The following is a 22757-nucleotide window of genomic DNA, read 5'->3' as shown; positions in this document are numbered from 1 at the left end:
GTCGAAGGCAGGTCGCGATCTGCGGCTTACTGGACGATCGGAACCGTACCCAGGCATCGAAAAGACGGTATTTCCTGAAAGGAATACTTGTCATGGCCTGGTTGATTCTCGCGATTTCCGGTGTGCTCGAAGCGGTGTGGGCCACAGCGCTCGGTAAATCCGAAGGTTTCAGCAAACTCGCACCCACTGCCTTGTTCGCCGGCGCGCTGGTGCTGTCGATGGGCGGTCTGGCCTATGCGATGCGGACGCTGCCCATCGGCACCTCGTATGCGGTGTGGGTCGGTATCGGCGCGGTGCTGACGGTGACTTACGCCATGGCCACGGGCGCCGAGAGCGCCTCGGCATTGAAGATGGTGCTGCTGGTGATGATTGTCGGCGGCGTGGTCGGGCTGAAACTGGCCCACTGACCCTCGAGGTTCGCGGGATTCCACTGCGTGAACCGACCGATCGGCTCACACTGTCTGGACAGGTCGTATGGTCGCGACCCGGTGGTCAGGTGGGTGTGCGATGACCGTAGGAAAATTGGCCGTGGTTTTCTGGGCCTGGTTCATTGTGATGTGCGTCGGGTTCATGCCCGCGCTGCTGGCGGTGAACCGGATTTCGGGGCTGGCCCACCCGGTGCGGGTGGGACTTTCCGTATTCGTCGTGGCGGTGCTGTGGTGGGGCCCTTTCGTTTACGGGATGTACCTGGTGCAGGTGGGTATGGGCGGCGGTGACAAGCGGCTGTTCAAACGTGGCATTCGCGGTACCGGCGTCATACTCTCCGCCAAGGCGACCAACACCATGATCGGCGGCGGCTCGGATATGGGCAGGATGGGTCGCACGGTCTATCTGTACGGGGTGCGGGTGAGCTTGCCGAAGCAGCAGCCGTACGAAACCTTCTGCCGGATAGCCGCTTACGGACTCCGTGCGGGCCAGACCGTCGATATCTACGCCGCACCGCACAACCGGAAGCGTATTGCCATCGACCGCGGACAGCGTGGCGGCACCATCGGCTACGTGCCGGGCGCCGTCCCGCGTACCGTGAAATACGATGCGCCCCGGGTGGATTGGAGCGCGCAGGCGACCAGGGCCGATGCCGCGCGTATCCAGCAACTCACCGAACTCGCGCGGTTGCACCGGGACGGTTCCCTCACCGACGCCGAATTCGCCGCCGAAAAGGCCCGTCTGCTCGGGAGCTGACTCCGCCCGGTCGCACTACCCGGCCATGACGCGATGCCGGATCGTCTCGATCAGGCCGTCGACCGCCGCGAGTGAGGACCCTTCGTCTGCGCATATGACTCCGGGATACTGCGAGGAGCGCGCGACGAATGCGGCGTCCGGCGGGGACCATTGGACTTGGAATGCGGAGAGCTGAATCTGGCGTTCGATTTCGTCCATTTTGGCCTCGGTAGAAGAGCGACTTTGCTGGTTGACCACTGCCTATTATGAAGTTCTGACCGGCCGGTTCGAATTCCCTTACGGAACTTTGACGGCCTGCTCCGTTTCTTTTACGACCCAACATCTTTGGTGTCGAAGTCGCAAATGCGGCGCGCGTCACTATTGCTGATCGGGGATTGACATCTTCAGAATCCTCCACTCATGATTGGCGCCGGCAAACATTTCGCGAGGCGGAGGTTGCCGGAAAGCAAACATCCTGTGCAGCTTGCCGATTCGCTTTTATCGGCAAGCGGATCAGTCACGCCTGCAGAAAGAAACTTGATGAAGTTCCGCAATATCGCTGCGACCGCCTCTATCGCGATCGCCGCACTGTCGATCACCGCTGTCACCGCGAACACCGCTTCCGCGCAGCCGGATTCGTCCAGCAACAGCTCGGTCACCACGGATCTCGCGCCCGGTATCCACTACAAGGCGAACATTGTCGACCACTCGGTCGTCATCGCCACCGATGCGGGTTCGCTGGCGGTCAAGGACAACCAGATCCAGGTCGTGGACGGCACCGGCGCGGCTGTGGCCACCCTGCCGATGAGCTACCAGCGGGACGGCAAGTCCTTCCCGATCGCGGCGCAGATCGACGGCAATACCGCCACGCTGACCCCGAGCACCGATCCAGCCGCCGCGCAGCCGGTCGCCCCGGGCACCCCGCTGCTGACGCAGGTCGACGCCACCGCGAACCCCAACTTCAACCAGGCGTTGAGCAACCTGTCGAGCACGGTCTCCGTCGGTGTCGCAGTCGGTAGCCTCATCGGCACCGTGATCGGCGCGGGCATCGGTTGCATCGCGGGCGGCGCCGCAGTTGCCCTCGGCGCCACGGCGATCAGCATCGGCACCCTGACCATCCCGGGCTTCATCGGTGGCTGCCTGGTCACCGGCGCGGCCATGGCGGCGATCGGCCTTGTGGCCGGCACCATCTTTGTCGGTGGACCCGTCGTGGCTGTGGGCCTGTTCCAGTTCTTCAACGATCTGGCCACCCCGCCGGCTCCGGCCGCCGCTCCGGGTGCGTGAGCATCTCTGAGTAACCCATAGTGCGTGGCGGTGGCCGGAATTCGGCCGCCGCCATGTTGCTGTCCGGCTTCGATTTGCGGCGTTGCGGTCCCGGCCGCGTTATGTTCAGGCATTGATCAACTGGAAGTGCTGGTCGTAGGGCATCGTGTCCCGCGACCGGCCGGTATCCGGCCATCGATCAGGAGTGCCCCATGACAGAGTCCACGCCCGCACCCTCCGAACCGGCGGTGGCGACGATTCATCTGTCGCAGCTGTTGAAGTCGCCGGTGATCTCCGAGTCCGGAGAGTCCATCGGCCGCGTCGAGGATCTGATCGTCCGGCTGCCCGGCGGTGATACCTATCCTCGGGTATCCGGAGTAGTGGTCGGGGTGGGCGGGCGGCAGGTGTACGTCTCCGCCGAGAATATCGCCGAGTTCACAGTGGACCGAATCACCTTGACGCGCAATAAGGTCAACCTGACCGGCTTCGAACGCCGCGAGGGCGAAGTATTGCTGCGGGCCGATATCCTCGGCCACCGGCTCATCGATGTGGCTGCCGCCGAACTGGTCCGCGCCTACGATGTGGAACTCGACGACACCGGTTCCGGCTGGGTGCTGGCACGGCTCGATACCCGCCGTCCCGCCCGGTTCTTCGGCCTGATCAAGACCTCGTCCGGCCATGCCTCGCGGGATTGGAAGGCCTTCGAACCGCTCATCGGGCACAGCCAGTCCATGACGGTGCGGGTCAGCGGGCGGGTGCGCGGTTTGAAACCGGCCCAGCTCGCCGATCTGCTCGAGGACGCCGATAAGCGGGAGCAGGGCGAGATTCTGGATCGGGTGCACGGCGATCCGGAATTGGAGGCCGATGTCTTCGAGGAATTGGATCCGGACAAGGCCAGCCGGCTGCTCAACGATAAGAGTGATGCCGATGTCGCCGCACTGCTCGGCCGCATGCGTGCCGACGATGCCGCCGATGCGGTCATGGATCTGCGGCAGTCCCGGCGCAGGCGCGTCCTGGACCTGATGCCTGCCGGACAGCGGACCAAGGTCATTACGCTGATGGGTTTCAACCCCGCCAGCGCCGGTGGTCTCATGAATGTCGACATCGTCTCCTGTGGGACCGATGCGACTGCGGCGCAGGCTGTCTCGGTCATTGCGGCGGCGGGCGCGCTGCAGCCGGAGGCGCTGTTGAAGATGCACATCCTCGCCGAGTCCGGACAACTGGTCGGCGTGATCTCACTCGTCGCCCTGCTGCAGGCAGCGCCCGGCAGCCGGGTCGCCGATCTCATGGATTCCGACCCGGTGCGCGTCGCACCGGAGGCCGACCTCACCGATGTCGCGCTGCTCATGGCCGACTACAACCTCTACACCATTCCGGTCGTCGACCAGGACGATCATGTCCTGGGTGTGGTGACCGTCGACGACATTCTCGAGGCGACCATTCCCGAGGACTGGCGTCGCCGCGAGCCCGCGCCCCGCCCGGCCCGGGAATCGGGACCGCTCACGGCAGAGAACGCCGGCAGCGGGACCGGCGGTCCCGCGCGATCATGAGCAGTGATGACGAAAGCCTTTCTGCCGCAAATGAAGACAATGCGGTAGCACCACCGGGCGGGCGGCCGTCCGCTGTGGAGCAGATCGAAACGCCTGCTGTCGCACCACCTCCTGCCCCTTTCGAAGTTCCGGCGCCCGCGCCACCGCGCCGGCAGTCGGCCGTACTCGATACGGCGCACCTGGGTGATATCGAGGGCGCACTCGGGCGAATCAAACTGTCCGACAGCGACCGTCCGCGCGATATGCGCACCCGGATGCTGACCATGCTGGCGATTGTCGGCCCCGGCCTCATCGTCATGGTCGGTGACAATGACGCGGGTGGTGTCGCCACCTATGCGCAGGCCGGCCAGAACTACGGCTACAGCCTGCTCTGGGTGCTGGTGCTGTTGATTCCGGTGCTGATCGTCAACCAGGAGATGGTGGTTCGGCTCGGCGCGGTCACCGGAGTCGGGCACGCCCGCTTGATCAATGAGCGCTTCGGCCGCGGCTGGGGCTGGTTCTCGGTCGGCGACCTGTTCATCCTGAACTTCCTGACCATCGTCACCGAATTCATCGGTGTCTCGCTGGCCGCGGACTACATCGGCATCTCCAAATACATTGTGGTGCCGACCGCCGCGGCGGCGCTGATCGTGATCATGGCCAGTGGCAGCTTCCGCCGCTGGGAGCGGGCCATGTTCGCCTTCATCGCCATTACGCTGCTGCAGATTCCGATGCTGCTGCTGTCGCATCCCGATTGGAGCCGTGCCGCACACGATTTTGTGGTGCCGGGCGTTTCGGGCGGGTTCACCTCGGATGCGGTCCTGCTGGTCATCGCCATTGTGGGCACCACCGTCGCGCCGTGGCAGTTGTTCTTCCAGCAGTCCAATATCGTCGACAAGCGCATCACCCCGCGCTTCATCGGCTATGAGCGCGCCGATACGACGCTGGGCGCCTTCGTCGTGGTGATCGGCGCGGCCGCGGTGCTCATGACCGCCGACTATGCCGCTCGCGCAACCGATTCCGTCGGCAAATTCATCGACGCGGGCAATATCGCGCATCTGCTGGGCAATGTGGACGGGAAACTGGGATCGATCTTTGCGATCGTGCTGCTGGACGCGTCCATAATCGGCGCGGCCGCGGTCACCCTGGCGACCAGCTACGCCTTCGGTGATGTGTTCGGCATGAAGCACTCGCTGCATCGAGGGTTCAAGGACGCCAAGCAGTTCTACGTCTCCTACATTGTGATGGTCGCCTTGGCCGCGGGCATCGTGCTGATCCCCGGCGCACCGCTCGGCCTGATCACCACCGCCGTGCAGGCGCTGGCCGGGCTGCTGCTGCCCAGCGCGAGCGTCTTCCTGCTGTTGCTCTGCAATGATCCGCAGGTGCTGGGGCCGTGGGTGAACCGCACCTGGCTCAATATCGTCGCGGTGTTCATTGTCGCCGTATTGCTGCTGCTCTCAGGCATTCTCATGCTGACCACGCTGTTCCCGGACATCGATGTGGTCGCCACCGCCGAGTACCTGGCGGTCGCCATGGTCATTCTCGCCGTTGTCTCCATGGGTGCCCTGAAATGGCAGCGCCGCCGTTCGCCGCTCCCACCCGCACCCGTGGTGCCGCTGGTCAGCGCCACCGAGAAGGACAGCTGGCGGATGCCGCCGCTGGCATTGCTGGAACCGGTGACCTGGTCTGCCGGAACGAAACTCGGCATGCTTGCCCTGCGCGGCTATCTCGTGGTCGGGGCAGTCCTGTTGCTGGTCAAGGCAGTTCAGCTCGGTCGAGGATAACTCTCACGCCTGTGGGCGGCGGGAGCGGCGCAATTGCGAGCGACGGCTCGGGCCGACGCCGCGGTGCAGGCCCGAGCGCAGCAGTGCGATCACCACCGTCAGCACGAGCAACAGCACGATCGCCGAGCCGACCCACACCTCGGTGGTGCTGTACGCCGGGACACCATCGGCCCCGAGTACTGCGATCGCTTCGGTAGGGAATGAGATCACCAAACCACGATATAGGCCGGTATGGGCCGGGGCCCGTAAAGATTCTGCCCTGATCAGAGGTAGGGGATGACCTGGGTGACGGCTTCGATGGGGTGACCGGCCTGGATCGGCTGGCCCAGGGATTGGATCTTCCAGACGCCGTCCTGCCGATGCACCTTGGCCACCACCATGCCGGTGTGCGGCCCGCCCGCGCTGAGATTGGCCCGGGTGAGCTCGGCACTGCTGCTGCCGTCGATGAGCCGCCAGTAGGCATTGCGGACACGTTCGAAGGTGTGCCCGGCGTAGGAGGTGATGACAAAGACGATCGCGGTCGCGCGCATCGGCAGCCGCGTGAGGTCGACGGTGATGATCTCGTTGTCACCCTTGCCCTCGCCGGTGAGATTGTCACCGGAGTGCCGAATGGCGCCGTCGCGGGTGGACAGCTGGCCGTAGAAGGCGGCATCGACGAGATCGCTCCCGGCGAACACCAGCGCCGACGCATCGAGGTCGATCTCCGCCGGGCGGCTTCCCCAGCGGCTCTGTACATGGACCGGATCCCAGCCGAGCGCCATCTTCACATTCGCCAATTCCTTGCCGCCGTGCGTCCGCAGCGCGACATCCTGGCCGGGTTGCAATACCGCGGACCAGGCAGGCTCGGTGGATTGGGCAGTCTGGGAGGAGTTGCCGATCGAGACGGCGTGCGCGGCGACCAGCGCGGCGAACCCACTGGCATAACCGGTTCCGACAGCCCGCGTCTGCCAGCCGTTGCCAGCCCGATCGAGATCCAGTGCCACGACGGTCGATTCCGGGCCGAGTCCATCGATTACGTACTCGTACAACGGATTCGCCTGCGCGTCCGCAATGGTGAGATGCGGCGGCGGGTAATCGTTGAAGTGCGCATTGCGGTCATCGAGCGCCAGCACGATGCGGATGAAGCCGATATCGGCCGGGATCTCGCGCAGATTGATCGCGAGCGAGGTCTGTCCCGGAATCAGCCGCACCCCCGGCCCGGTGGGCTGGTTGTAGAAGACGAGGTCTTCGTCATTGCGCACCCGCCCCCGAGTGGTCAGTAGCAGTGCCGCCAAATCTACGCGGGCACTGTGGAATACGGTAACGACGAGTTCGGCGAGACCGAGCTCGCCGGCCTGGCCCTGGGTCAAGAGTGCGGCCGCCACACCTGCCACTCTACGGTGATTTGGGCCGAGTCCGCCGTCATCCGGTGGTAACGCGAGTCAGCGCGTGTTCGGCCTCGACTGCGAGTCGTTCGACCAGTTCGGCGGCCGACGGCGCATCGGTGATGAGATCCACGGACTGACCTGCCCATACGGGCGCGACCAGGCCGTTTCCTTGCTGGGCGGCAGTGCGATAGGCGCGCTGGGCGTCGAGATCGTGCACCAATTCGTCCTCCCGGCCACGCCAGCGGTCGACATCCTCGGTGCGCACGGTTCGGGCCGAGTATTGCGGCGGCCAGTCCGCGCCGCGCAGGATATCGGTGATCCGGCTGCGCTCGGTGTCGCCGCCGCCGGCATCGATCAGCGCCTTGACGACCTCGGCGGGGACCCGCGCCTCGAGACTGGCCTGGAATCGGGTACCGATGAGCGCGCCCGCCGCTCCGAGAACCAGGGCGGCCGCGACTCCGCGACCGTCGGCGATGCCGCCCGCGGCCAGTACCGGGATGTGCTCGGCGAGGTCGACGACGGTCGGCACGAACGACATCGTGGACCATCCCACCCGGCCGTGGCCGCCGGCTTCGCCGCCCTGCGCGATCAGCAGGTCGACGCCGAGATCGAGTGCGTGTTTCGCCTCGTCGAGGTCGGTGACCTGGACCAGCACCGGGATCCCCGCTCTGCGTACCCGCTGTACGAAGGGGGCCGGGTCGCCGAAGGAGAACATCACCGCGGCGGGGCGGTGCTCCAGGACTCTTTCGATGGTGCTGATATCCACCGACCATGCGAGAAACCCGATGCCCCAAGGCTTATCGGTCGACTCCGCGACGAGCCGCAGGTCCTGTTCGAGCCAGTCGTGGTCGCCGCGCCCGCCACCGACCATGCCCAGCCCGCCGCCATTGGATACCGCCGCGGCCAGTGCGCCACCGGCCGCACCGCCCATGGGCGCGAGCGCGATCGGACTCTCGATTCCGAAGATCTCGGTGAACCTCGTCGTGAACGACATAGCCCCCAGTGTCTGCACAGGATTTCGGCTGGGTCAAGGAATTAGCGGCATGTTTGCGATTTCCAGTACGGCGAGTGCCTGCAGGGCAGTACCGAATTCGGTGACGGTCGCGGGATCGGTCAGGGAGCGCCGGGTGAGTTCTTCGACGCGCCGCAGGCGGTAACGAACAGTATTGGCGTGCAGGTACATTCGGCCCGCTGTCGCGGCGGCGGATCCGCCTGCGGCATACCAGTTTTCGAGGGTTTCGAGCAGCCGGCGTCGCTCCTCGAACGGCAACCGCAACAGGGGGCCGAGCTGGACACGCACCATGCGCTCGGCCTCGACCGGAGCAGCGGCGATCAGCATGGCCAGGGGATTGTCGTCGAAACGGGCGACGCCGGTGCGTCCGCGCAGGCCGGTCAGGGCGAGGCGGGCGAAGTGCAGGGCCTGCGGGGTCTCCGGCAGGGATTCGTACGGCGGGCTGATACCGACGCGGGTGCGATATTTGCGCAGAGTTTTCAGGACCGCGTCCTCACTGTCGGCGGGCACGGCCAGCACCCCGATCTGCTGATCGGGCAGCAGCCGCCAGGCCGAGGTGATCCGGTGCGCGCGCAGGGCGGATTCGATGCCGGGCAAGACTTCTCGGCCGGGCGCGGGGACGTCTGCGGCGGCGACGAGAAAGCGGCCGCTGACCGGCAGGCCGAGAATGCGGGTCGCTTCGCCCAGTGTGGTCGGATCGGCGATCACGCCGGTGAACAGCGCCTCGACCAGCACCGATCGCTCGTGCTCGCGTTGCAGCAGTAGCTCCGAGGACTTCTCCCGGTAGGACGTGGCCACCGCTACCGAGTACTCGCCCGAGAGCGCCCAGACCTCGGCGGCCAGCGAGACCAGCACCGCATCGCTCACGCCCGGGTGGCGGCGGGCCTCGGAAACCAGTTCGGACCAGAGGAATTCGAATCCGAGCCGGAAGGCGTGCAGGGTCTCGGCCAGCGGCACGCCCTGCTGCGCGCGCAGGCGACCGGTCTCCTTCGGCGGTTCCGGATCCACCGGCGAGGTGGAGGTGAAGTGCTCGATCATCAGGGTCAGGTTCTGGGTGCACGAGGTGCGGATCGATGCGAACGGCACCTGCGCCTCATTGCGGTAGGACTCCAGCTCCTGCTGGAAGCGATGCGCCAGCGCCAGCCCGAGATCGTCGATGCGGTCGAGCAGCGCGGCGGCAAGCTCGAGCACTGCCTCGGATGGCTTGGTGCGATGCATCGTCCCAGCGTACTGCGGGTGTCATTGTTGCTGAGGACAATCGGCTACCGGCGTTCTTGTCCGCGCAGCCATGGGTTCGGGTCCGGCTCGGTGCGACGATCGTCCGCACACGGACTCACAGGAGCAGGCAGTGTTCACCTTCACCAGTAGCGACGGCATCGGCATCCACGTGCGGGAATGGCTACCGGACGCCGCACCGGTCGGCATGGTCCAGATCGCGCACGGTATGGGGGAGTACGCCGCCCGCTACGGCCATCTCGCCGAACGTCTTGCGGCCCTGGGCTATGCGGTCTACGCGGACGATCATCGCGGCCACGGGCACAGCATGGCCGGCGCGCCGGGGGAGCTGGGTGTGAACGGCTGGAACCTGCTGGTCGAGGACTTGGTCACCCTCACCGGTCTGCTGCGCGAGAAGCACCCCGCGGTGCCGCTGGTGCTCTTCGGCCACAGTCTCGGTTCCTTCGCGGTCCAGCAGTACATCCTCGACCACTCCGCGCTGGTCGACGATGTCGTACTGTGCGGCACCACAGCGGTGGACGAGCTCTTCGTGAATATCGCCGCGGCCGATGGCGATCTGCTAGGGCTCTTCAATGCGGGATTCCAGCCGACCCGAACACCCGCGGATTGGCTGAGCCGTGACGAATCCCAGGTAGATGCCTATATCTCCCATCCGTGGTGCGGATTCAACATCGATGCGACGAACATGTCACTGCTGGCGGCGGTGGCGTCCGAGCGCCTGTCGAAACCCATCACTGTGCCCAGCGATCTGCCGCTCTACGTCATGGTCGGTGACCGCGATCCGCTCAATGATGGTCTGCGCCTGAGCGATCGGCTGGTCGAGCGCTACCGCCAGGCCGGACTGACCGATCTCACCTACCGTGTCTACGCCGGAGCCCGGCACGAGATTCTCAATGAGATCAATCGGGACGAGGTCGAATCCGATCTCATCGCCTGGATTACTCGCGGCTAGCCGGCGGGTGGTGGTGACGACTCGCTGAATCGCGGCGCGCGGATGCCGGTTTGGTCCGGCCGCGGGTCGGGCACCCCAGAGGGGTTGGGGAGCACGGCTATCCGAAGGAGATCCCCTCGATGAGTCACCAAGCCCACTTTCCGGAGACCACCACCCGTACCGGAGAGTCCCTTCTGGATTCTGTCAACTGTTCCGGCCTCGCACTTCTGCTGTGCGGCATCATCATTCTCGGATCGAGCCTGACCGCGGCCACCGACGGCTTCGACGGCTGGACGATCACCTGGTCGCTGATCAGCGCACTGTGTCTATTGGCGGGCGCCGCAGTCATTTTGATCGAGCACCAGCACGCCCGCACCGACGGTTCGGTGCACACCATGCAGAAATAACGATTGTCCGGAGAGACGATCGAGCCCCGTCGATGGCATGTGCTGCATGCCGACTACGGGGCTCTGTTTCAACTGGACCCGCTGGTGCGGGTAGGTCAGGAGATGATCATCAGGGGCTGGGTTTCGGTTGAGGGGCAGGAGGATTCGACTACGGCCGTTAGTCGGATGCGGGAATCTCCGATCTCGCCCGTGAATGCGCGCCGGCCGTCGGCGGCCTCACGTGCTGTCGTGGCATCCACCATATTCAAGGCGATGGCCCACTTCATCAGTTGCGCCTTCGCCTCGATTTCCGGCATATCGGGATGAATTGTTCCGCAGAATTCGGCGGACCCGGCCGCATGCGAGGCGAACCGGCCGCAGCAATCCCACATCCATGTCACGTGCGGTAGCGGCACTCCCGCGGCTGCGGCCGCATAGGAGTTCACCGTCTGCGAAATATTCTCGATCGCAGCCATCGTCAGCGATTCGGTCACAGCCGAAAGGTTGCCACCTGCGGGAACAGCTAGCCCGCAACTCCTTTGAGTGCGCGTGTCGGCGCGCTCGGCGTGGTCAACTAGGCTCCTGTTTCCATGGCCCTAAGCGCAACATTGCACACCTTCGCCGTCCAACTGGCCGACGTCGATCGCGGCGTCTACGTGGATTTGGATTTGCGGGTCGCGCGCCACCCGTCCGAGACCGCCGAATACATGCTGACTCGGGTGCTGGCCTACTGCCTCGAATACGAGGAGGGAATTGCCTTCAGCGAAGGCGGCATTTCCGCGACCAAGGAACCCGCGGTAGTGGTGCGGGATCTCACCACGAGCGTGACCGCCTGGATCGAGGTCGGGGCGCCCGATGTGGACCGCGTGCATCGCGGCAGCAAGCTGGCCGGTCGCGTCGCCATCTACACCCACCACGATCCGGCCAAGGTCCTCTCGCAGCTCCCTGCCAAGCGGATCCACAACGGGGCGCAGATTCCGCTCTACAGCTTCGACCCCGGCTTCATCGAGTCCGCGGTTCCGGCCATCCAGCGCCGCAACAACGTCACCCTGTCGATCACCGAGCGCCTGCTCTACCTGGACATCAACGGCACCGCGGTACAGACGCAGATCGAGCGACACTCACTCCGGTAAACCGCGGGCCGGTGCGGCCGGCGGCGTTGCCGCCACCGGCCGCGAAACAGTTCGAAATGGAAGCAACCCACTGTCACGGCATCGACTCGGGGTTCCAGCCGGAGCACAGGAGGTCGAGGGATTTGATGCGGTCGGTGGCGGTGGCGAAGACGTGCTGTTCGGCCACCCGTGCCGCGCCATCGGCATCACACATGCGAATTCGCCAGCGCAGGTAGAGTTTTGAGCCGAGTCGGCCGGCGGTGGCATCGAGGACTTCGAAGGTGTCGCCGCCGCCGAACCACTGGCGGAAGCGGGCCTCCGTCGCCTCGGCGCCCTCAGCGTCGAAGGGCCCGGGCGGTATCAGGCCGCGGAAGCGGACATCCGGGGCGAGACAGGCGGATAGTGCGCTGAAGTCGCGGTTGGCGAGTGCTTCGAGGAAGAGTCCAGAGACGGGCCAGCCGGTCTCGGTGGTGGGGTGTGTTGTAGTCATACGCTCTTTCTACGAGCGCGGGGCCACGGCTACATCGGGTGATTACCCGATCTTTCGGCAGTGTCCGTCTCGGTGGTGATCAGTCCGTGGCGCATGGCGAACATGGCTGCGGCGCCCCGGGTCGTGACGCCGATTTTGGTGTAGATGTGTTCGATATGACTGCCGACGGTGCGCGGGGTGATCGAAAGCTGTTGTGCGATCACCTTGTTGGAGCGGGCCCGGACCATCAGGCACAGGACCTCCACCTCGCGGGCAGTGAGTCCGGCGACCTGTGTGGTGCGGCGGGGCATCGGCCGACCGGCCGCGATGAGCACTCCACGCACCGCGTCGGCGTCGAGTCGACCGGCGGAGACCTCGTTGTTCAGCAGCGCGGTACCCGCGTCCGGCGTCAGCGCGCCCCGATGCGGGCGGTCCTCGCGCACCGCCTGATAGGTCTGGGCGACCGCTAGCACCCGCGCCGCGAATGGTATTGCGGCGCCGGATAATCCGCGCGGATAGCCGGATCCGTCCATGCGCTCGTGGCACATCCCGGCGATCGTACCGAGTTGTCGAAGTGGAGGGCTCCGGGAAAGTACCCGCTCGGTCAGGTAGGGGACCATCCGCACGCGTTCCCACTCCGTGGCCGACAACTTACCGGCCTTGTTCCAGATGCCGGTGGAAACGCCGATAACGCCCAGCCTGCACACCAGGGCCGCTCGCGCGATGTCGGTCACCTCGGCCGGCGACATGCCGCAGTGCCGGGCGGCAGCGCCGGCGAGTGCGGCGGTGGCGCGTGAATGTCCCTGGAAACAAGGGGCTTTCAGATCGGCGTAGTCGGCGAAGGTTTCCAGGACCGCAGTCAGCTCGGGGTCCGGTATCGGCCGGTCCAATGGCGCGCAGCCATCGATGACGACACGCCAAGCGTCGACGGTGTCCATGCCGCCGAGGATGTCGTCGCGCTGTGCGCAGAGCTCGACCAGTGCCGGGTCGAATTCGGAGCCGCTACGGTCTCGCAGCATCTGGATAGCGGCCACAGGCCCGCCGAGCCGGCAGAAGACCTCCGCATCGTCCGCTATCTGGACCACTCGCATTACCGGCGCGATCTGCGGGCCGGACAAGCTGCCCGGTACACCTCTGCCGTCCCAGCGCTCGAAGGCCTGAGGCAGGGCGATCCGTACCGAGTCGTGCAATTGGAGCCGGTCGGCAATATCGGCTGTGGTCTGGCAATGGGTGACGAAGGAATTCGCCGCATCCCGGAAGCCTCCGGCCAGGAAGCGGCCCGCGATGGTCATTCTCCGCATCAGAGACAGGTCGGGACCGAGATGGCGGAGCAGGAAGCTCATCATGGGCAGCCCCGCCTTGTCCACCAGGTAGCTGTCCGCCCGAACCTGGCGATCGTCACCGAACCATTCGGCCATTTCATGGGAATCGGCGATGCAGCCCACCCAGGCGAGCAGCGAGACATAGAACGCGGCGGCCTGATCCTCCTCGGAGAGCCCCGCGGCGGCGGCCAACCGGGTGGCGATCACGGTCTGGCGCAGCACGTGCTCTTCCGGCTGGCCCAGCCCGAGATCGGTCGCCAGCGACAGGGACGCGACAAGTTCCGCGAGTCGCGGTCCGGAGGAAACATGCTCCGCCATCACGGTGAGCATATCGCCGGTGTGCGGGAGACATGGCAAGGTTCGGTAGCGGACTTGTTGCTGTTTCCGATAGGGATGACGTCCGGTTTCCGAGAACAGCTTCATACGACCATGCAGGGAGATGCATTTCATGAGGTTTGCTCGTACGTTCGCCACGTGTGCGACGGTGTTTGCCGTATCCGGATTGGCGGCTATCGGTACCGCTGCGGCGGATCCGGTCGCGATTCCGTTCCAGATCAACCCGGCGCCTTTCGGGAATCCGAACGGCAGTTTCGATGCCTTCCCCGGCCGCTGCGCCGCCGTGGTCGGCACACAACCGGGCGTTGTTGTCATTACCGGTTCGATGCCCGGTGGCTGGGGATGCTCGATCTCGTCATCGCTGAGTTGGATCAACCTTTCGAACGGTGCGACGGGAGGCGCGGTTCTCTCCGATGGGTTGAACGGCATTCCGGCGGCGGCGACGCTGCAGACGGGCGTCGGCCAGGTCGCGCTCATTCTCAACACTGCGAGCGGCGGTACCACCACGCCGGGGTTGGCCACGTTCTACGTGCCATAGCGCTGCCCCGCCGGGCGCCGAAAAGTATTGCGGTTGTTCGGCGCCGGGCGGGCGAGGTACCGTGCTGAGCATGCAGCGCGCACAGTCGACTACGACGCCGGACTACGTCCTGGCGCGCTGATTCATGTTCTGACATCGAGCCCCGGGCGAGTGCCCGGGGCTTTCTCGTATGGTCACTCGCCTTCACCTTTCAGGAGGAGACCGTGCACGACCACCGCAAACTCGGCCGCGAACTGGACCTGTTCGACACCGATCCGCTCATCGGGGCGGGACTGCCGTATTGGCTGCCCGATGGGGCGATCGTGCGGCACACCCTGGAGGAGTACATCCGCGATGCGGAACGGCGGGCCGGGTACCGGCATGTGTATTCGCCGGTGCTCGGCAAGCGGGTACTGTACGAAATATCCGGGCACTGGGAGCATTACAGCGACGATATGTATCCGCCCATGGAGGTCGGCGGGGAGCAGTTGGTGCTGCGGCCGGGCCTGTGTCCGCATCATGCGCTGATCTATCGATCGCGGTCGCACAGCTATCGTGAACTGCCGCTGCGGATTGCGGAGCTGGGCGGCATGTATCGCTCCGAAATGTCCGGCGCGCTGGGCGGTTTGACCCGGGTGCGCGCTATTCAACTCAATGACGCGCATATCTTCTGCACCCTGGATCAGGTGGCGGAGGAGGCTGCCGCCGCGCTGGAGCTGATCCGCTCGGCGTATCGCGCGATGGGCATCAGTGCGGCGCGGTACCGGCTTTCGCTGCCGGGGCCGGAGGGGAAATATGTTGTGGGACAGGATATGTGGGAGCAGGCGAGCGAGCTGCTCGTCGCCGTGCTCGACGGGTCCGGGCTGGAGTACGAGGCGGTGGAGGGGGAAGCGGCGTTCTACGGCCCCAAAATCGATGTGCAGGTGCGTGACGGCGCCGGGCGGGAGTCGACCCTGTCCACCGTGCAGGTGGATTTCCATCAGCCCGCGCAGTTCGACCTGCACTATGTCGGCGCGGACGGCGGCAAGCATCGGCCGGTCATGGTGCACCGCAGCATCATCGGGAGTGTCGAGCGGGCCGTGGCCCATTTGATAGAGCAGCATGGCGGCGCGTTCCCGGCCTGGCTGGCCCCGGTCCAGGTGGCGGTGTTGCCGGTCTCCGAGAGCGAGAGTTCGGCTGCCGTCGAGTTTCTGGAGCGCTGCATCGCGGCCGGACTGCGTGCACAGCTGCTCGATGCCGGAAGTCTCGGTGCACGGGTGCGCACTGCGCGCCTGGTGCCGTATCAAGCAGTCATCGGGCCGATCGAAGCGGTGAGCGGGGAGGTCGCGGTGCGGCTGCGGGACGGGCGCCGGTTCGCCGCTCAACCTGCCGATGTGGTGGTCTCGCACATCGGCGCGTTGGTGAAAGACCACAGCATTGACCTGTGGTCGGCCTGACACGGGTCGGTGTGGTGGCGAGTCGAACTAGCTGCGTCGCATCTCAATTCGAGGGGACCGGTCCCTGTTGCGCGCGTTATGCTGCACGGCGAAACCGCTGGCCCCGGCATCCCGGGGCGGCGGTGGAGCATCGTGGGGACGCGGCCGGTTCGGCTGCATTACAAGAAAGGCCGAAACAGAATATGCGAGGCATGGCTGTGCGAGGGGCGCAGGAGCGCCGCCACAGATCCCGGGGTGGGTGGCTCGAACGCACTGTGGCGGGTGCCGTTGTGGCTGTATTGCTGCCGTTCGGGGCGTCGGTGGCAGTGGCTGGTCCGGCATCGGCGGAGTACGACCCGTCCGGATTCGACTTCATGGTCGACTCCGGTATGGGGACGATCAAATCCCGCATCTTCCGTGCGGCCGATGGCAATACCGACCGCGTGGTTTACCTGCTGGACGGTGAGCGGGCAGACAACGATCTGAACGGCTGGGAGCTGCACACCAGCATTCCGGCGGCACTGGCCAAATTCAATATCAATGTGGTGCTGCCGGTCGGCGGCGAATCCAGCTTTTATGCCGACTGGAACGAGCCGAGCAGCTTCTTCGGCGTCAATCCCGATGCGTCGGCGCTGCCGGGCCGGGACTCCGGATCGGCCGTGGGCGGCTGGGACGAGACGCAGGGTAAGACGAATACCTACAAGTGGGAAACGTTCCTCACGCAGGATCTGCGTCATGCGCTGCGGGATCGGCTGGGCTTCAGCGACAGCCGCAATGGTGTGTTCGGGCTGTCCAGCGGTGGTAGTGCTGCGGTAGTACTGGCTGCCTACCACGCTGACCAGTTCGTCTATGCCGGTTCGCTTTCCGGCTACCTGCACTCGTCGGCGCCGGGTATGCGCGAGGCGCTGCGCCTGGCGATGATCGCCGCCGGTGGCTACAACATCGACGCCATGGCGGCGGCGGGTAGCCCGGCGTGGGATCGACTGGACGCGGTGTCGTTCGCACCGCTGCTGGTCGCCAATAACACCCGGCTCTACATCGCCTCCGGTAGTGCGATTCCGGCGCAGCAGGACCTGTCCTCGGCGGATGCGGTCATCCAGGGCATGCCGTTGGAAGGGATTGCGCTGGCCAATACCAAGGCATTCCAGTCGCGGCTGGAAGGGCTGGGCTACGACAATGTGACGTACGACTTCCCGAGCATCGGCGTGCACAACTGGGGTAACTGGGAGCAGGTGGCCAACCGCCTACTGCCCGATATCGCGCAGCACATCGGGAAGCCGCTGCCCCCCGGTGCGCAACCGGCGGCCCCGGCCGATGGGCCTCCGGGTGGCGGCCAGCCGCCGGCTGGTGGCGCTCCGCCCGCGAAGTAGTCAGTCCTGCACAGATATCCGCCGCTGTCCGGTAGTCGGGCAGCGGCGGATCTGTTTCATGTCGGCGAGCTAGTAGGTCAGAGAGCTAGTTGGTCTTGATGGGTGCGTCATTCGTCCAGCCCCAGCGGTTTTCGACCCGCACCGTGATATCGGCCTGGGGCGCCCTGGCATTCGAGACGAATTGATAGCGCTGCAGTTCGCCCCAGTCGCGAGTCCAGTTGTGGTCGAGATAGGCCGGGACGGTGCGGGGCTGCAACAGCAGGTCGATCCAGCCGAGTGGGCCGCCGCCGGTATCGCCCTGCCAGGTCTCCGAGACCTGTGAATTGAGCTTGTCGGGCAGAATGCGCCAGCCGGGCACCTCCGCCACGCCGTCCTTGTGATCGAAGGGGTGCTGGCACGGGAATGCCAGGCCCACATGGAAATCCGCCAGTACCGGATCGGCACTGCCCACCACGGAGTTCAGCGTGGCCAGGCGAGGGAGCCGGGGCGGGGTGACAGCCAGCCACTGCTTCCCGGTGGGGTCGTCGGCCTTGGCCATTAGGCGAATCGCATTGGTCTGCGCGGGAATTCGGTCCAGTGCGATCGGCAGGTTCCGCCACATCGGGGCGCCGCCGATACTCGGCGGCACCAGCTTGCCTAAGGGCTTCACGGTGCCGTCGTCGGCGCGGTGCGCGAACTCCACTGTCAGCTGCTGGCCGTCGACCGCTCGGCCGCTGTCGTCGACCGAGGTGATCTGACCGGCCGCGGTCAGCACCAGCACGCGGTAGGCGGAGTCCTTTTGTACGGTTGCCAGATCCAGCTGGTACCACTGGGTGGTCAGGTGGGCCGGTTGCTTGTCGCCGGTGGTGTAACTGCCCAGGACGGGTGTGCGTGCCGGGTCCAGACCGAATGGTAATTCTGTTGTGCTGCCATTGATTCCGGTCACCTTCTGGGCATTGCCGCCGGGGCCACCTGGACCGCCGGGGCCACCTGGACCGCCGCCGGGCGGGGGACCCGGCTTATTGCCGCCTGGTCCGCCGCTGCCGCTGGGCGGTCCGCCGGGACCGCCCGCGTCCGGGATGAGATCGCCCAGCCCGTTGGCAGTGAATCCGGCATTGTCGGCGGCGAGGCTGTCGGCGGTCGTGCCGGTGTAGGGATGCAGTAGCGAGTCTGCGGTATTCGTCTCCACCAGAACGTCATCGGCCATCGCGCAGGAGCGGCCCGTCAGGGTGTGGAGATTCGACAGCGCGACCGAATAGCCGGGGTACTGGTCGTAGGCGGCGTGGGCCATCGAGGCCACCTCGAACAGCACCAGCGCGGCGGCGGCGACGGTCAGCGGGCGGAAGGTGAGACGACTGAAATGTGTTGCACCGCTGGAGGTCGTGGTAGCCGGTGCGTACGGCTCACGGTAGTACTGCCAACCCGCCACTGCGACGCACAGTACCGCCAGGCAGAGGAAGAGCGTGGCGACTCCCATACCGTCCAGCAGGGGTGCGCGATCGGGCCAGGACACCCCGTAGCCGGAGACGTACCACCAGCCGTTCGAACCGGTGAAAGTGACAGCAAGTAGGAACAGCACGGCTGCGGCGAATAGTGAGCGGGTGTAGCGGGCACGAATTACGTTGCTGCTCACTGCGACTGTTGTTATCGCGGCCAGCGCGGCAGCCAGTCCCGCGTACACACCGAAATGGTGGGTCCACTTGGTGGGGGTGAACATCATCAGCAGCAGTGACATGAACACGATGACGAGGACCCGCGCCACCGGACCGCGTGCGGTGCTCGGGATCCGCCCGCCCTTGCCTCGGGCCACCAGCACGCACACGGCCAGGCAGAGCAGCATGCCGAGAATGCCGAAGCGCCGCGACAGCGAGCCGTCGGGAGTCAGCGAGAGCAGTGACTCCCAGCGGGTGGGTTCATCGATCCAGGAGAAGTTGGGGCCCACGAGCTGGCGCACACGGGTGGCTTCCAGTACGGAGGCCAGGGTCTGATCCGCGAAGACCATAACCAGGACGAGTGTGCCCGCGGCCAGCACCGGTGCCAGTAAAGCGCTGTAGCGCAGGAGCATTCGCGTCGAGGAGTCGGAGTCAGCGCGGGCGCGGGTGATGAATGCTTGCAGTATCGATCGTGATCCGGCGAGCAGAGCGGCCAGGCAGATCAGTCCGCTCGGGCCGGCTGCCAGTGAGAATGCCGCGATGAGCACCGCGACGGCGGCGGGGAGCAGTCGCCGGGTGGCAATCGCGCGTTCCATCGAGCACCAGGTCAGCAGCGCTCCCAGCGCGATCAGCGGTTCGGGGCGCAGGCCGTTGTTGTACGGCAGCCACACGGCCAGGAACACCAGTCCGGCCGTCCACACCGCCACGGAATTCGCGCGGACACGGGAACCCAAGCGTGGCAGCACTTCCCGCCTGATCACCAACCAGCACAACAGCCCCGCCAGCAACGACGGTAGTCGCATCCAGAGACTCGCGTCGCTGATCCGCGTCATCTGCGCCAGCACCTCGTAGGGCCAGCCGAACGGGGCCTCCGCGACCCCGAACCAGCGGTAGTAATTGGCTGTATAGCCCGCATGTTTGGACACTCGGGCCATGGTGAGGATGTAGCCGTCATCGGAAGTATTGGCGCCGATCACATGCCACACCAGCAGGGTGCCCATGACGACAGCATCGGCAATGCTGAAGCGCCACCAGCGAGCCGGAAGGAACCGGCGCTTACGGCGGCCGTCGGCAGTATCGAGGAGGTGCAGGCAGACCAGCGCGATGAGAGTGCACAGCACCGCCCCGCCGATCGCCACGAGCTTCAGCAGGCTCGGGCTGGAGGAGAAGCGGGAGTCGATATCGGCATGCAGCTTCGCATCCCCGAGCCGGGCGCGATCGAGATCGGTATAAATCCCGACAACCTGCGGCCGCACATCCTTGGTAACCGTATTGCGGAAAGCCGTGCCGTCCTTATGGTTCAGGCCGGTCAGCTCCGCAGTGGTGGCCGTGGCGGTCGAATGCACCGTGAGCGCCGAGCAGAGCGGAGCCGGTGCATTCACCGGATTCGCCACGGGCGCAGCGCCATTCCCGAGGGCGGCATTCGCACCGGAGTCGCCACTGGTGCCGGGAGGTGTGCCGCCGGATGGCGGTGTGGCGCCTGCGGATGGAGTGCCGCCTGTCGGTGGTGTCGCGCCTGCAGGTGGGTTCGCGCCTGCTGGCGGGGTTGCGCCTGCAGGTGGGGTTGCGCCTGCTGGCGGGGTTGCGCCCGCCGGTGGTGCTACCCCTGCGGGTGGGGCCGTGCCGGGAGGTGGAGTCATGCCCGGCGGAGGGGTCGTCCCGGGCGGCGGGGTGGCGCCCGGAGGCGGGGTTCCGCCTGGCGGGGGATAGGGAGCGCCCGCGGGCGGCAGCGGAGCGCCGGAGGGCGGGGTCGCGCCGGACGGTGCGCCGGAGCCGATTCCATTAGGCGGAGCCCCACCCGGTGCCGGAGCCGTCCCGGCCGCCGGTGGAGTCGCGCCGCCGGATGCGGCTTCCACACCGGTGATGTCAGTGAGCGAGGCGGTCAACAGCGGGATATCACGCAGCAGCACAGACAGGGTCCGCCCCGAACCCGCCTTGTCCTCGATCCGAGCCAGCAGCCCCTTCGAACTCGCCCCGGGCCCCTGCCCCGGAACCGTCGACAACACAGTGCCACTCGGCAAATCCCGCAGCGCCGTACACGGCACACTCGCATCCAACGTCAGCGGCACATAATCCACCAACGCCGCAGTCAGCTGAACCGACTGCCCCTGAGGCCAATCCAAGCTCGCCCGATCCTGCCTGACCGGAAGGAGCGGTGTAAGCACCGCCAGCAAAATACCGAGCACCCCCGAAATGAGAGCGACCAGCTGAACTCGGACGAATCCGGAAGAGTCTGCACGCACAATCGACGATGCTAACCACCGCACCAGCGAAACCCCCTGTCACATAATCGGAATCGAGCACTCCCCGCGCCCGCCGCCCCCGTGCCGACACCACCCTGTCCGTACCCCGCCGCAGGTCGAAACCTCGCAAGAGGCGGCAGACCCCCCAAACAGCGCTCAACGATCTCGCGCAGATACTAAGCGGCCACACAGCGCATGGCTACGGGTTTAATCGGTCGTCCAGCGCTGCCACGAATCCCGTTCACCCAGCTCCGATCCCACCCCCGCCCGGTCACGAGGCAATCTCCGCCCTCGGGGCAGCCCACCCGGCCGTCGAAGATCCAGCGATAGCCCACATCCCAATCCCAGCCCACCGACTGATCGCTCGCTCCAAGAACTGGCCACTCGAACCATATTTCCAGCTCTCCCTCTTTCGTCTCCTGTTCTCGACAACGGAACCCCAGCCGGTCGACTCAGCTGGAACCGCCAGTTCTGCTCCCGACAGCCGTAAATCGGGTACCCCTCTCAACGTGCCAGTGACGGCCATCTCGAGCTTTGCTCGCACCCGGGGGCGCAAAACCGCTCGGGATGCAAGAAACCCAGGTGCACCGACCGTTTCGGCATAGAAACCGTCGGCTACCGGGGACGGCACAGCGGGTCTCTGCGCGGCACAACGGTTATCAGGTCTGTGCCGCACGGACACGGGCTGTGCGGTCAAGGAGAAGGGGTATGTGGTGCCCGTTTCGGGGGGAGTCGAGGCCGAGAGAAGCCGGTGCACCTGGGTTTCTTGCGTCGAAAGAGGGTGTTGGGTTTCCGGGTGCGAGCAGGGCTCGAGATGGCCGTGCTGGTGACGTCGGGAGGGGTACCCGGCTTACCTCCCTGCTTACCTCCCGCAGTACGGGAAGAACCTGCGGTACCAGCTCGGTCGACTGGTTGTGGTCCGGTTTCAGAGACTCAACACGAAAAGACAAACCGAGAAAGACGAAAGACGCCCGGACACGAAGAACGAAAAGAACAAGGACCCAAAGACCAACACCCGAAAAACCCAGCCGGGCAAGGGCCTGTAGCACCGACAGGATCAACCTGTCGGTGGCACCCGGGCGGGGAATCCTATTGTTGCGTCGGTGGCGGCGCGGTCCGGTGGGCGACCTGGCCCCGAAGTGGTTGCGGGCGAACCGGATTACAGAAGGTGCGCACGGAGGGTGGGGCAATCCTCACCACTTCGCCTGGATGGTGGTGGTGATTGACCTGTGGGGTCCGGGTCGGGTCGATCAGGGCAGGGGCGATCCACGCTGTGCGGCCCGGGAAGTCCGAATCCTGACCGAGTTTGATGGTTGTCCACCCGCCGGGGCCGTCGTTGACCAGGGCGTGGCAGTGATCGCACGCCAAGGTCAGGTTTTCGATGTCGGTTTTGCCGCCCTTGCTGAACTCGGTCACGTGATGCACCGCGCACATGCTGGCGGGGGCGGTGCAGCCGGGGCGGGTGCACCCGTGTTCGGTGGCGGTCAACGCCAACCGTTGTGCCGGGTTCGCCAACCGGGCTTCCCCGATGTGCAACGGCATGCCATTCTTGTTTTTCACCAGGACGAACGTCTTGGAGCGGCGGGCCGCGAGCTTGACTGCGTCCTGGACCGGGACACTGCCCCCGGTCGCCAAAGTGGCTACTCCTGCGGCGCGTTCGACGTCCTCGATGC

21 protein-coding genes, 1 pseudogene and 1 riboswitch are annotated in these 22757 nt (G+C 65.8%); of the genes and pseudogenes, 11 read left to right on the top strand and 11 right to left on the bottom strand.

Annotation, left to right across the window (positions count from 1 at the left end):
- The first annotated feature begins 6 nt into the window (after positions 1-6).
- Positions 7-74, top strand: a riboswitch (guanidine-III (ykkC-III) riboswitch).
- Positions 75-92: 18 nt separating this feature from the next.
- Both JWN03_RS31995 and JWN03_RS31990 read left to right on the top strand, forming a co-directional pair.
- Positions 93-407 carry a DMT family transporter gene (locus JWN03_RS31995; protein ID WP_297622788.1) on the top strand — a complete coding sequence of 105 codons (315 nt, stop codon included), beginning with the start codon at positions 93-95 and terminating at the stop codon, positions 405-407.
- A 100-nt stretch (positions 408-507) separates the two neighbouring features.
- Positions 508-1182: an SHOCT domain-containing protein gene (locus JWN03_RS31990; RefSeq protein ID WP_297622786.1), complete on the top strand. Its 675-nt coding sequence runs from the start codon at positions 508-510 to the stop codon at positions 1180-1182.
- A 15-nt stretch (positions 1183-1197) separates the two neighbouring features.
- Here the strand turns inward: JWN03_RS31990 and JWN03_RS31985 are convergent, their stop codons facing one another.
- The gene (locus JWN03_RS31985; RefSeq protein WP_297622784.1) at positions 1198-1380 is read right to left on the bottom strand and encodes a hypothetical protein; all 183 of its coding nucleotides are present in this window, start codon (positions 1378-1380) and stop codon (positions 1198-1200) included.
- A gap of 321 nt (positions 1381-1701) precedes the next feature.
- On the opposite strand from JWN03_RS31985, the gene JWN03_RS31980 reads away from it, so the two are divergent.
- The 3 genes from JWN03_RS31980 to JWN03_RS31970 all read left to right on the top strand — a co-directional run bounded on the left by JWN03_RS31980 (position 1702) and on the right by JWN03_RS31970 (position 5737).
- A complete protein-coding gene (locus JWN03_RS31980; protein WP_297622782.1) occupies positions 1702-2445 on the top strand; it encodes a hypothetical protein in 744 nt (247 codons plus the stop codon).
- Between the two features lie 191 nt (positions 2446-2636).
- The gene (locus JWN03_RS31975) at positions 2637-3974 is read left to right on the top strand and encodes a magnesium transporter MgtE N-terminal domain-containing protein (RefSeq protein ID WP_297622780.1); all 1338 of its coding nucleotides are present in this window, start codon (positions 2637-2639) and stop codon (positions 3972-3974) included.
- A complete protein-coding gene (locus JWN03_RS31970) occupies positions 3971-5737 on the top strand; it encodes an NRAMP family divalent metal transporter (protein WP_297622778.1) in 1767 nt (588 codons plus the stop codon). Before JWN03_RS31975 ends, JWN03_RS31970 begins: the two co-directional genes overlap by 4 nt.
- Before the next feature lie 3 nt (positions 5738-5740).
- On the opposite strand, the gene JWN03_RS31965 is transcribed toward JWN03_RS31970, so the two are convergent.
- The 4 genes from JWN03_RS31965 to JWN03_RS31950 are packed head-to-tail and all read right to left on the bottom strand — an operon-like array spanning position 5741 to position 9334.
- The gene (locus tag JWN03_RS31965) at positions 5741-5947 is read right to left on the bottom strand and encodes a hypothetical protein (RefSeq protein ID WP_297622776.1); all 207 of its coding nucleotides are present in this window, start codon (positions 5945-5947) and stop codon (positions 5741-5743) included.
- A 53-nt stretch (positions 5948-6000) separates the two neighbouring features.
- Positions 6001-7101, bottom strand: coding sequence for a TerD family protein (locus JWN03_RS31960; protein ID WP_297622774.1), 1101 nt, complete (start codon positions 7099-7101; stop codon positions 6001-6003).
- Positions 7102-7138: 37 nt separating this feature from the next.
- Positions 7139-8098, bottom strand: a complete 960-nt coding sequence (locus JWN03_RS31955) for an NAD(P)H-dependent flavin oxidoreductase (RefSeq protein ID WP_297622771.1) — start codon at positions 8096-8098, stop codon at positions 7139-7141.
- A gap of 33 nt (positions 8099-8131) precedes the next feature.
- A complete protein-coding gene (locus JWN03_RS31950) occupies positions 8132-9334 on the bottom strand; it encodes a PucR family transcriptional regulator (protein WP_297622769.1) in 1203 nt (400 codons plus the stop codon).
- Between the two features lie 130 nt (positions 9335-9464).
- Between JWN03_RS31950 and JWN03_RS31945 the strand changes: the two genes are divergently transcribed.
- A complete protein-coding gene (locus JWN03_RS31945) occupies positions 9465-10304 on the top strand; it encodes an alpha/beta fold hydrolase (RefSeq protein WP_297622767.1) in 840 nt (279 codons plus the stop codon).
- 119 nt (positions 10305-10423) lie between these two features.
- Positions 10424-10690 (top strand): hypothetical protein, encoded by a 267-nt coding sequence (locus JWN03_RS31940; protein WP_297622765.1) that lies wholly within the window; start codon positions 10424-10426, stop codon positions 10688-10690.
- Positions 10691-10785: 95 nt separating this feature from the next.
- Here the strand turns inward: JWN03_RS31940 and JWN03_RS31935 are convergent, their stop codons facing one another.
- A complete protein-coding gene (locus JWN03_RS31935) occupies positions 10786-11163 on the bottom strand; it encodes a hypothetical protein (RefSeq protein WP_297622763.1) in 378 nt (125 codons plus the stop codon).
- A gap of 96 nt (positions 11164-11259) precedes the next feature.
- Between JWN03_RS31935 and JWN03_RS31930 the strand changes: the two genes are divergently transcribed.
- Positions 11260-11802: a YaeQ family protein gene (locus JWN03_RS31930; RefSeq protein WP_297622761.1), complete on the top strand. Its 543-nt coding sequence runs from the start codon at positions 11260-11262 to the stop codon at positions 11800-11802.
- A 73-nt stretch (positions 11803-11875) separates the two neighbouring features.
- On the opposite strand, the gene JWN03_RS31925 is transcribed toward JWN03_RS31930, so the two are convergent.
- Both JWN03_RS31925 and JWN03_RS31920 read right to left on the bottom strand, forming a co-directional pair.
- Positions 11876-12271, bottom strand: coding sequence for a nuclear transport factor 2 family protein (locus JWN03_RS31925; RefSeq protein ID WP_297622759.1), 396 nt, complete (start codon positions 12269-12271; stop codon positions 11876-11878).
- Positions 12272-12300: 29 nt separating this feature from the next.
- Positions 12301-13890: an HD domain-containing phosphohydrolase gene (locus JWN03_RS31920; protein ID WP_297622757.1), complete on the bottom strand. Its 1590-nt coding sequence runs from the start codon at positions 13888-13890 to the stop codon at positions 12301-12303.
- A 130-nt stretch (positions 13891-14020) separates the two neighbouring features.
- Here JWN03_RS31920 and JWN03_RS31915 point away from each other — a divergent pair, with 130 nt between their 5' ends.
- The 3 genes from JWN03_RS31915 to JWN03_RS31905 all read left to right on the top strand — a co-directional run bounded on the left by JWN03_RS31915 (position 14021) and on the right by JWN03_RS31905 (position 17210).
- The gene (locus JWN03_RS31915; RefSeq protein ID WP_297622755.1) at positions 14021-14446 is read left to right on the top strand and encodes a hypothetical protein; all 426 of its coding nucleotides are present in this window, start codon (positions 14021-14023) and stop codon (positions 14444-14446) included.
- 203 nt (positions 14447-14649) lie between these two features.
- Positions 14650-15861 carry a threonine--tRNA ligase gene (gene thrS / locus JWN03_RS31910; RefSeq protein ID WP_297622753.1) on the top strand — a complete coding sequence of 404 codons (1212 nt, stop codon included), beginning with the start codon at positions 14650-14652 and terminating at the stop codon, positions 15859-15861.
- 191 nt (positions 15862-16052) lie between these two features.
- Positions 16053-17210: an alpha/beta hydrolase gene (locus tag JWN03_RS31905; protein ID WP_441343096.1), complete on the top strand. Its 1158-nt coding sequence runs from the start codon at positions 16053-16055 to the stop codon at positions 17208-17210.
- Between the two features lie 85 nt (positions 17211-17295).
- Here JWN03_RS31905 and JWN03_RS31900 read toward each other — a convergent pair whose 3' ends face one another.
- The 3 genes and pseudogenes from JWN03_RS31900 to JWN03_RS31890 all read right to left on the bottom strand — a co-directional run.
- A complete protein-coding gene (locus JWN03_RS31900; RefSeq protein ID WP_297622839.1) occupies positions 17296-20223 on the bottom strand; it encodes an arabinosyltransferase domain-containing protein in 2928 nt (975 codons plus the stop codon).
- Positions 20224-20709: 486 nt separating this feature from the next.
- Positions 20710-21006 (bottom strand): annotated as a pseudogene (locus tag JWN03_RS31895) (hypothetical protein); the annotation flags it as partial.
- Positions 21007-22173: 1167 nt separating this feature from the next.
- Positions 22174-22757, bottom strand: a 584-nt coding sequence (locus tag JWN03_RS31890; RefSeq protein WP_297622751.1) for an HNH endonuclease signature motif containing protein, incomplete at its 5' end; no start/stop codon positions are given.

This window comes from Nocardia sp., assembly GCF_025465275.1.
Lineage (GTDB): Bacteria > Actinomycetota > Actinomycetes > Mycobacteriales > Mycobacteriaceae > Nocardia.
This window is presented reverse-complemented; position numbering and strand designations above follow the sequence as displayed.

Coding starts and splice junctions, on each gene's coding strand:
- JWN03_RS31915 (WP_297622755.1), top strand. CDS start 14,021: ATGAGGTTTGCTCGTACGTTCGCCACGTGTGCGACGGTGTTTGCCGTA.
- JWN03_RS31990 (WP_297622786.1), top strand. CDS start 508: ATGACCGTAGGAAAATTGGCCGTGGTTTTCTGGGCCTGGTTCATTGTG.
- JWN03_RS31995 (WP_297622788.1), top strand. CDS start 93: ATGGCCTGGTTGATTCTCGCGATTTCCGGTGTGCTCGAAGCGGTGTGG.
- JWN03_RS31955 (WP_297622771.1), bottom strand. CDS start 8,098: ATGTCGTTCACGACGAGGTTCACCGAGATCTTCGGAATCGAGAGTCCG.
- JWN03_RS31980 (WP_297622782.1), top strand. CDS start 1,702: ATGAAGTTCCGCAATATCGCTGCGACCGCCTCTATCGCGATCGCCGCA.
- JWN03_RS31905 (WP_441343096.1), top strand. CDS start 16,053: ATGGCTGTGCGAGGGGCGCAGGAGCGCCGCCACAGATCCCGGGGTGGG.
- JWN03_RS31950 (WP_297622769.1), bottom strand. CDS start 9,334: ATGCATCGCACCAAGCCATCCGAGGCAGTGCTCGAGCTTGCCGCCGCG.
- JWN03_RS31920 (WP_297622757.1), bottom strand. CDS start 13,890: ATGGCGGAGCATGTTTCCTCCGGACCGCGACTCGCGGAACTTGTCGCG.
- JWN03_RS31985 (WP_297622784.1), bottom strand. CDS start 1,380: ATGGACGAAATCGAACGCCAGATTCAGCTCTCCGCATTCCAAGTCCAA.
- JWN03_RS31925 (WP_297622759.1), bottom strand. CDS start 12,271: ATGACTACAACACACCCCACCACCGAGACCGGCTGGCCCGTCTCTGGA.
- JWN03_RS31975 (WP_297622780.1), top strand. CDS start 2,637: ATGACAGAGTCCACGCCCGCACCCTCCGAACCGGCGGTGGCGACGATT.
- JWN03_RS31970 (WP_297622778.1), top strand. CDS start 3,971: ATGAGCAGTGATGACGAAAGCCTTTCTGCCGCAAATGAAGACAATGCG.
- JWN03_RS31940 (WP_297622765.1), top strand. CDS start 10,424: ATGAGTCACCAAGCCCACTTTCCGGAGACCACCACCCGTACCGGAGAG.
- JWN03_RS31930 (WP_297622761.1), top strand. CDS start 11,260: ATGGCCCTAAGCGCAACATTGCACACCTTCGCCGTCCAACTGGCCGAC.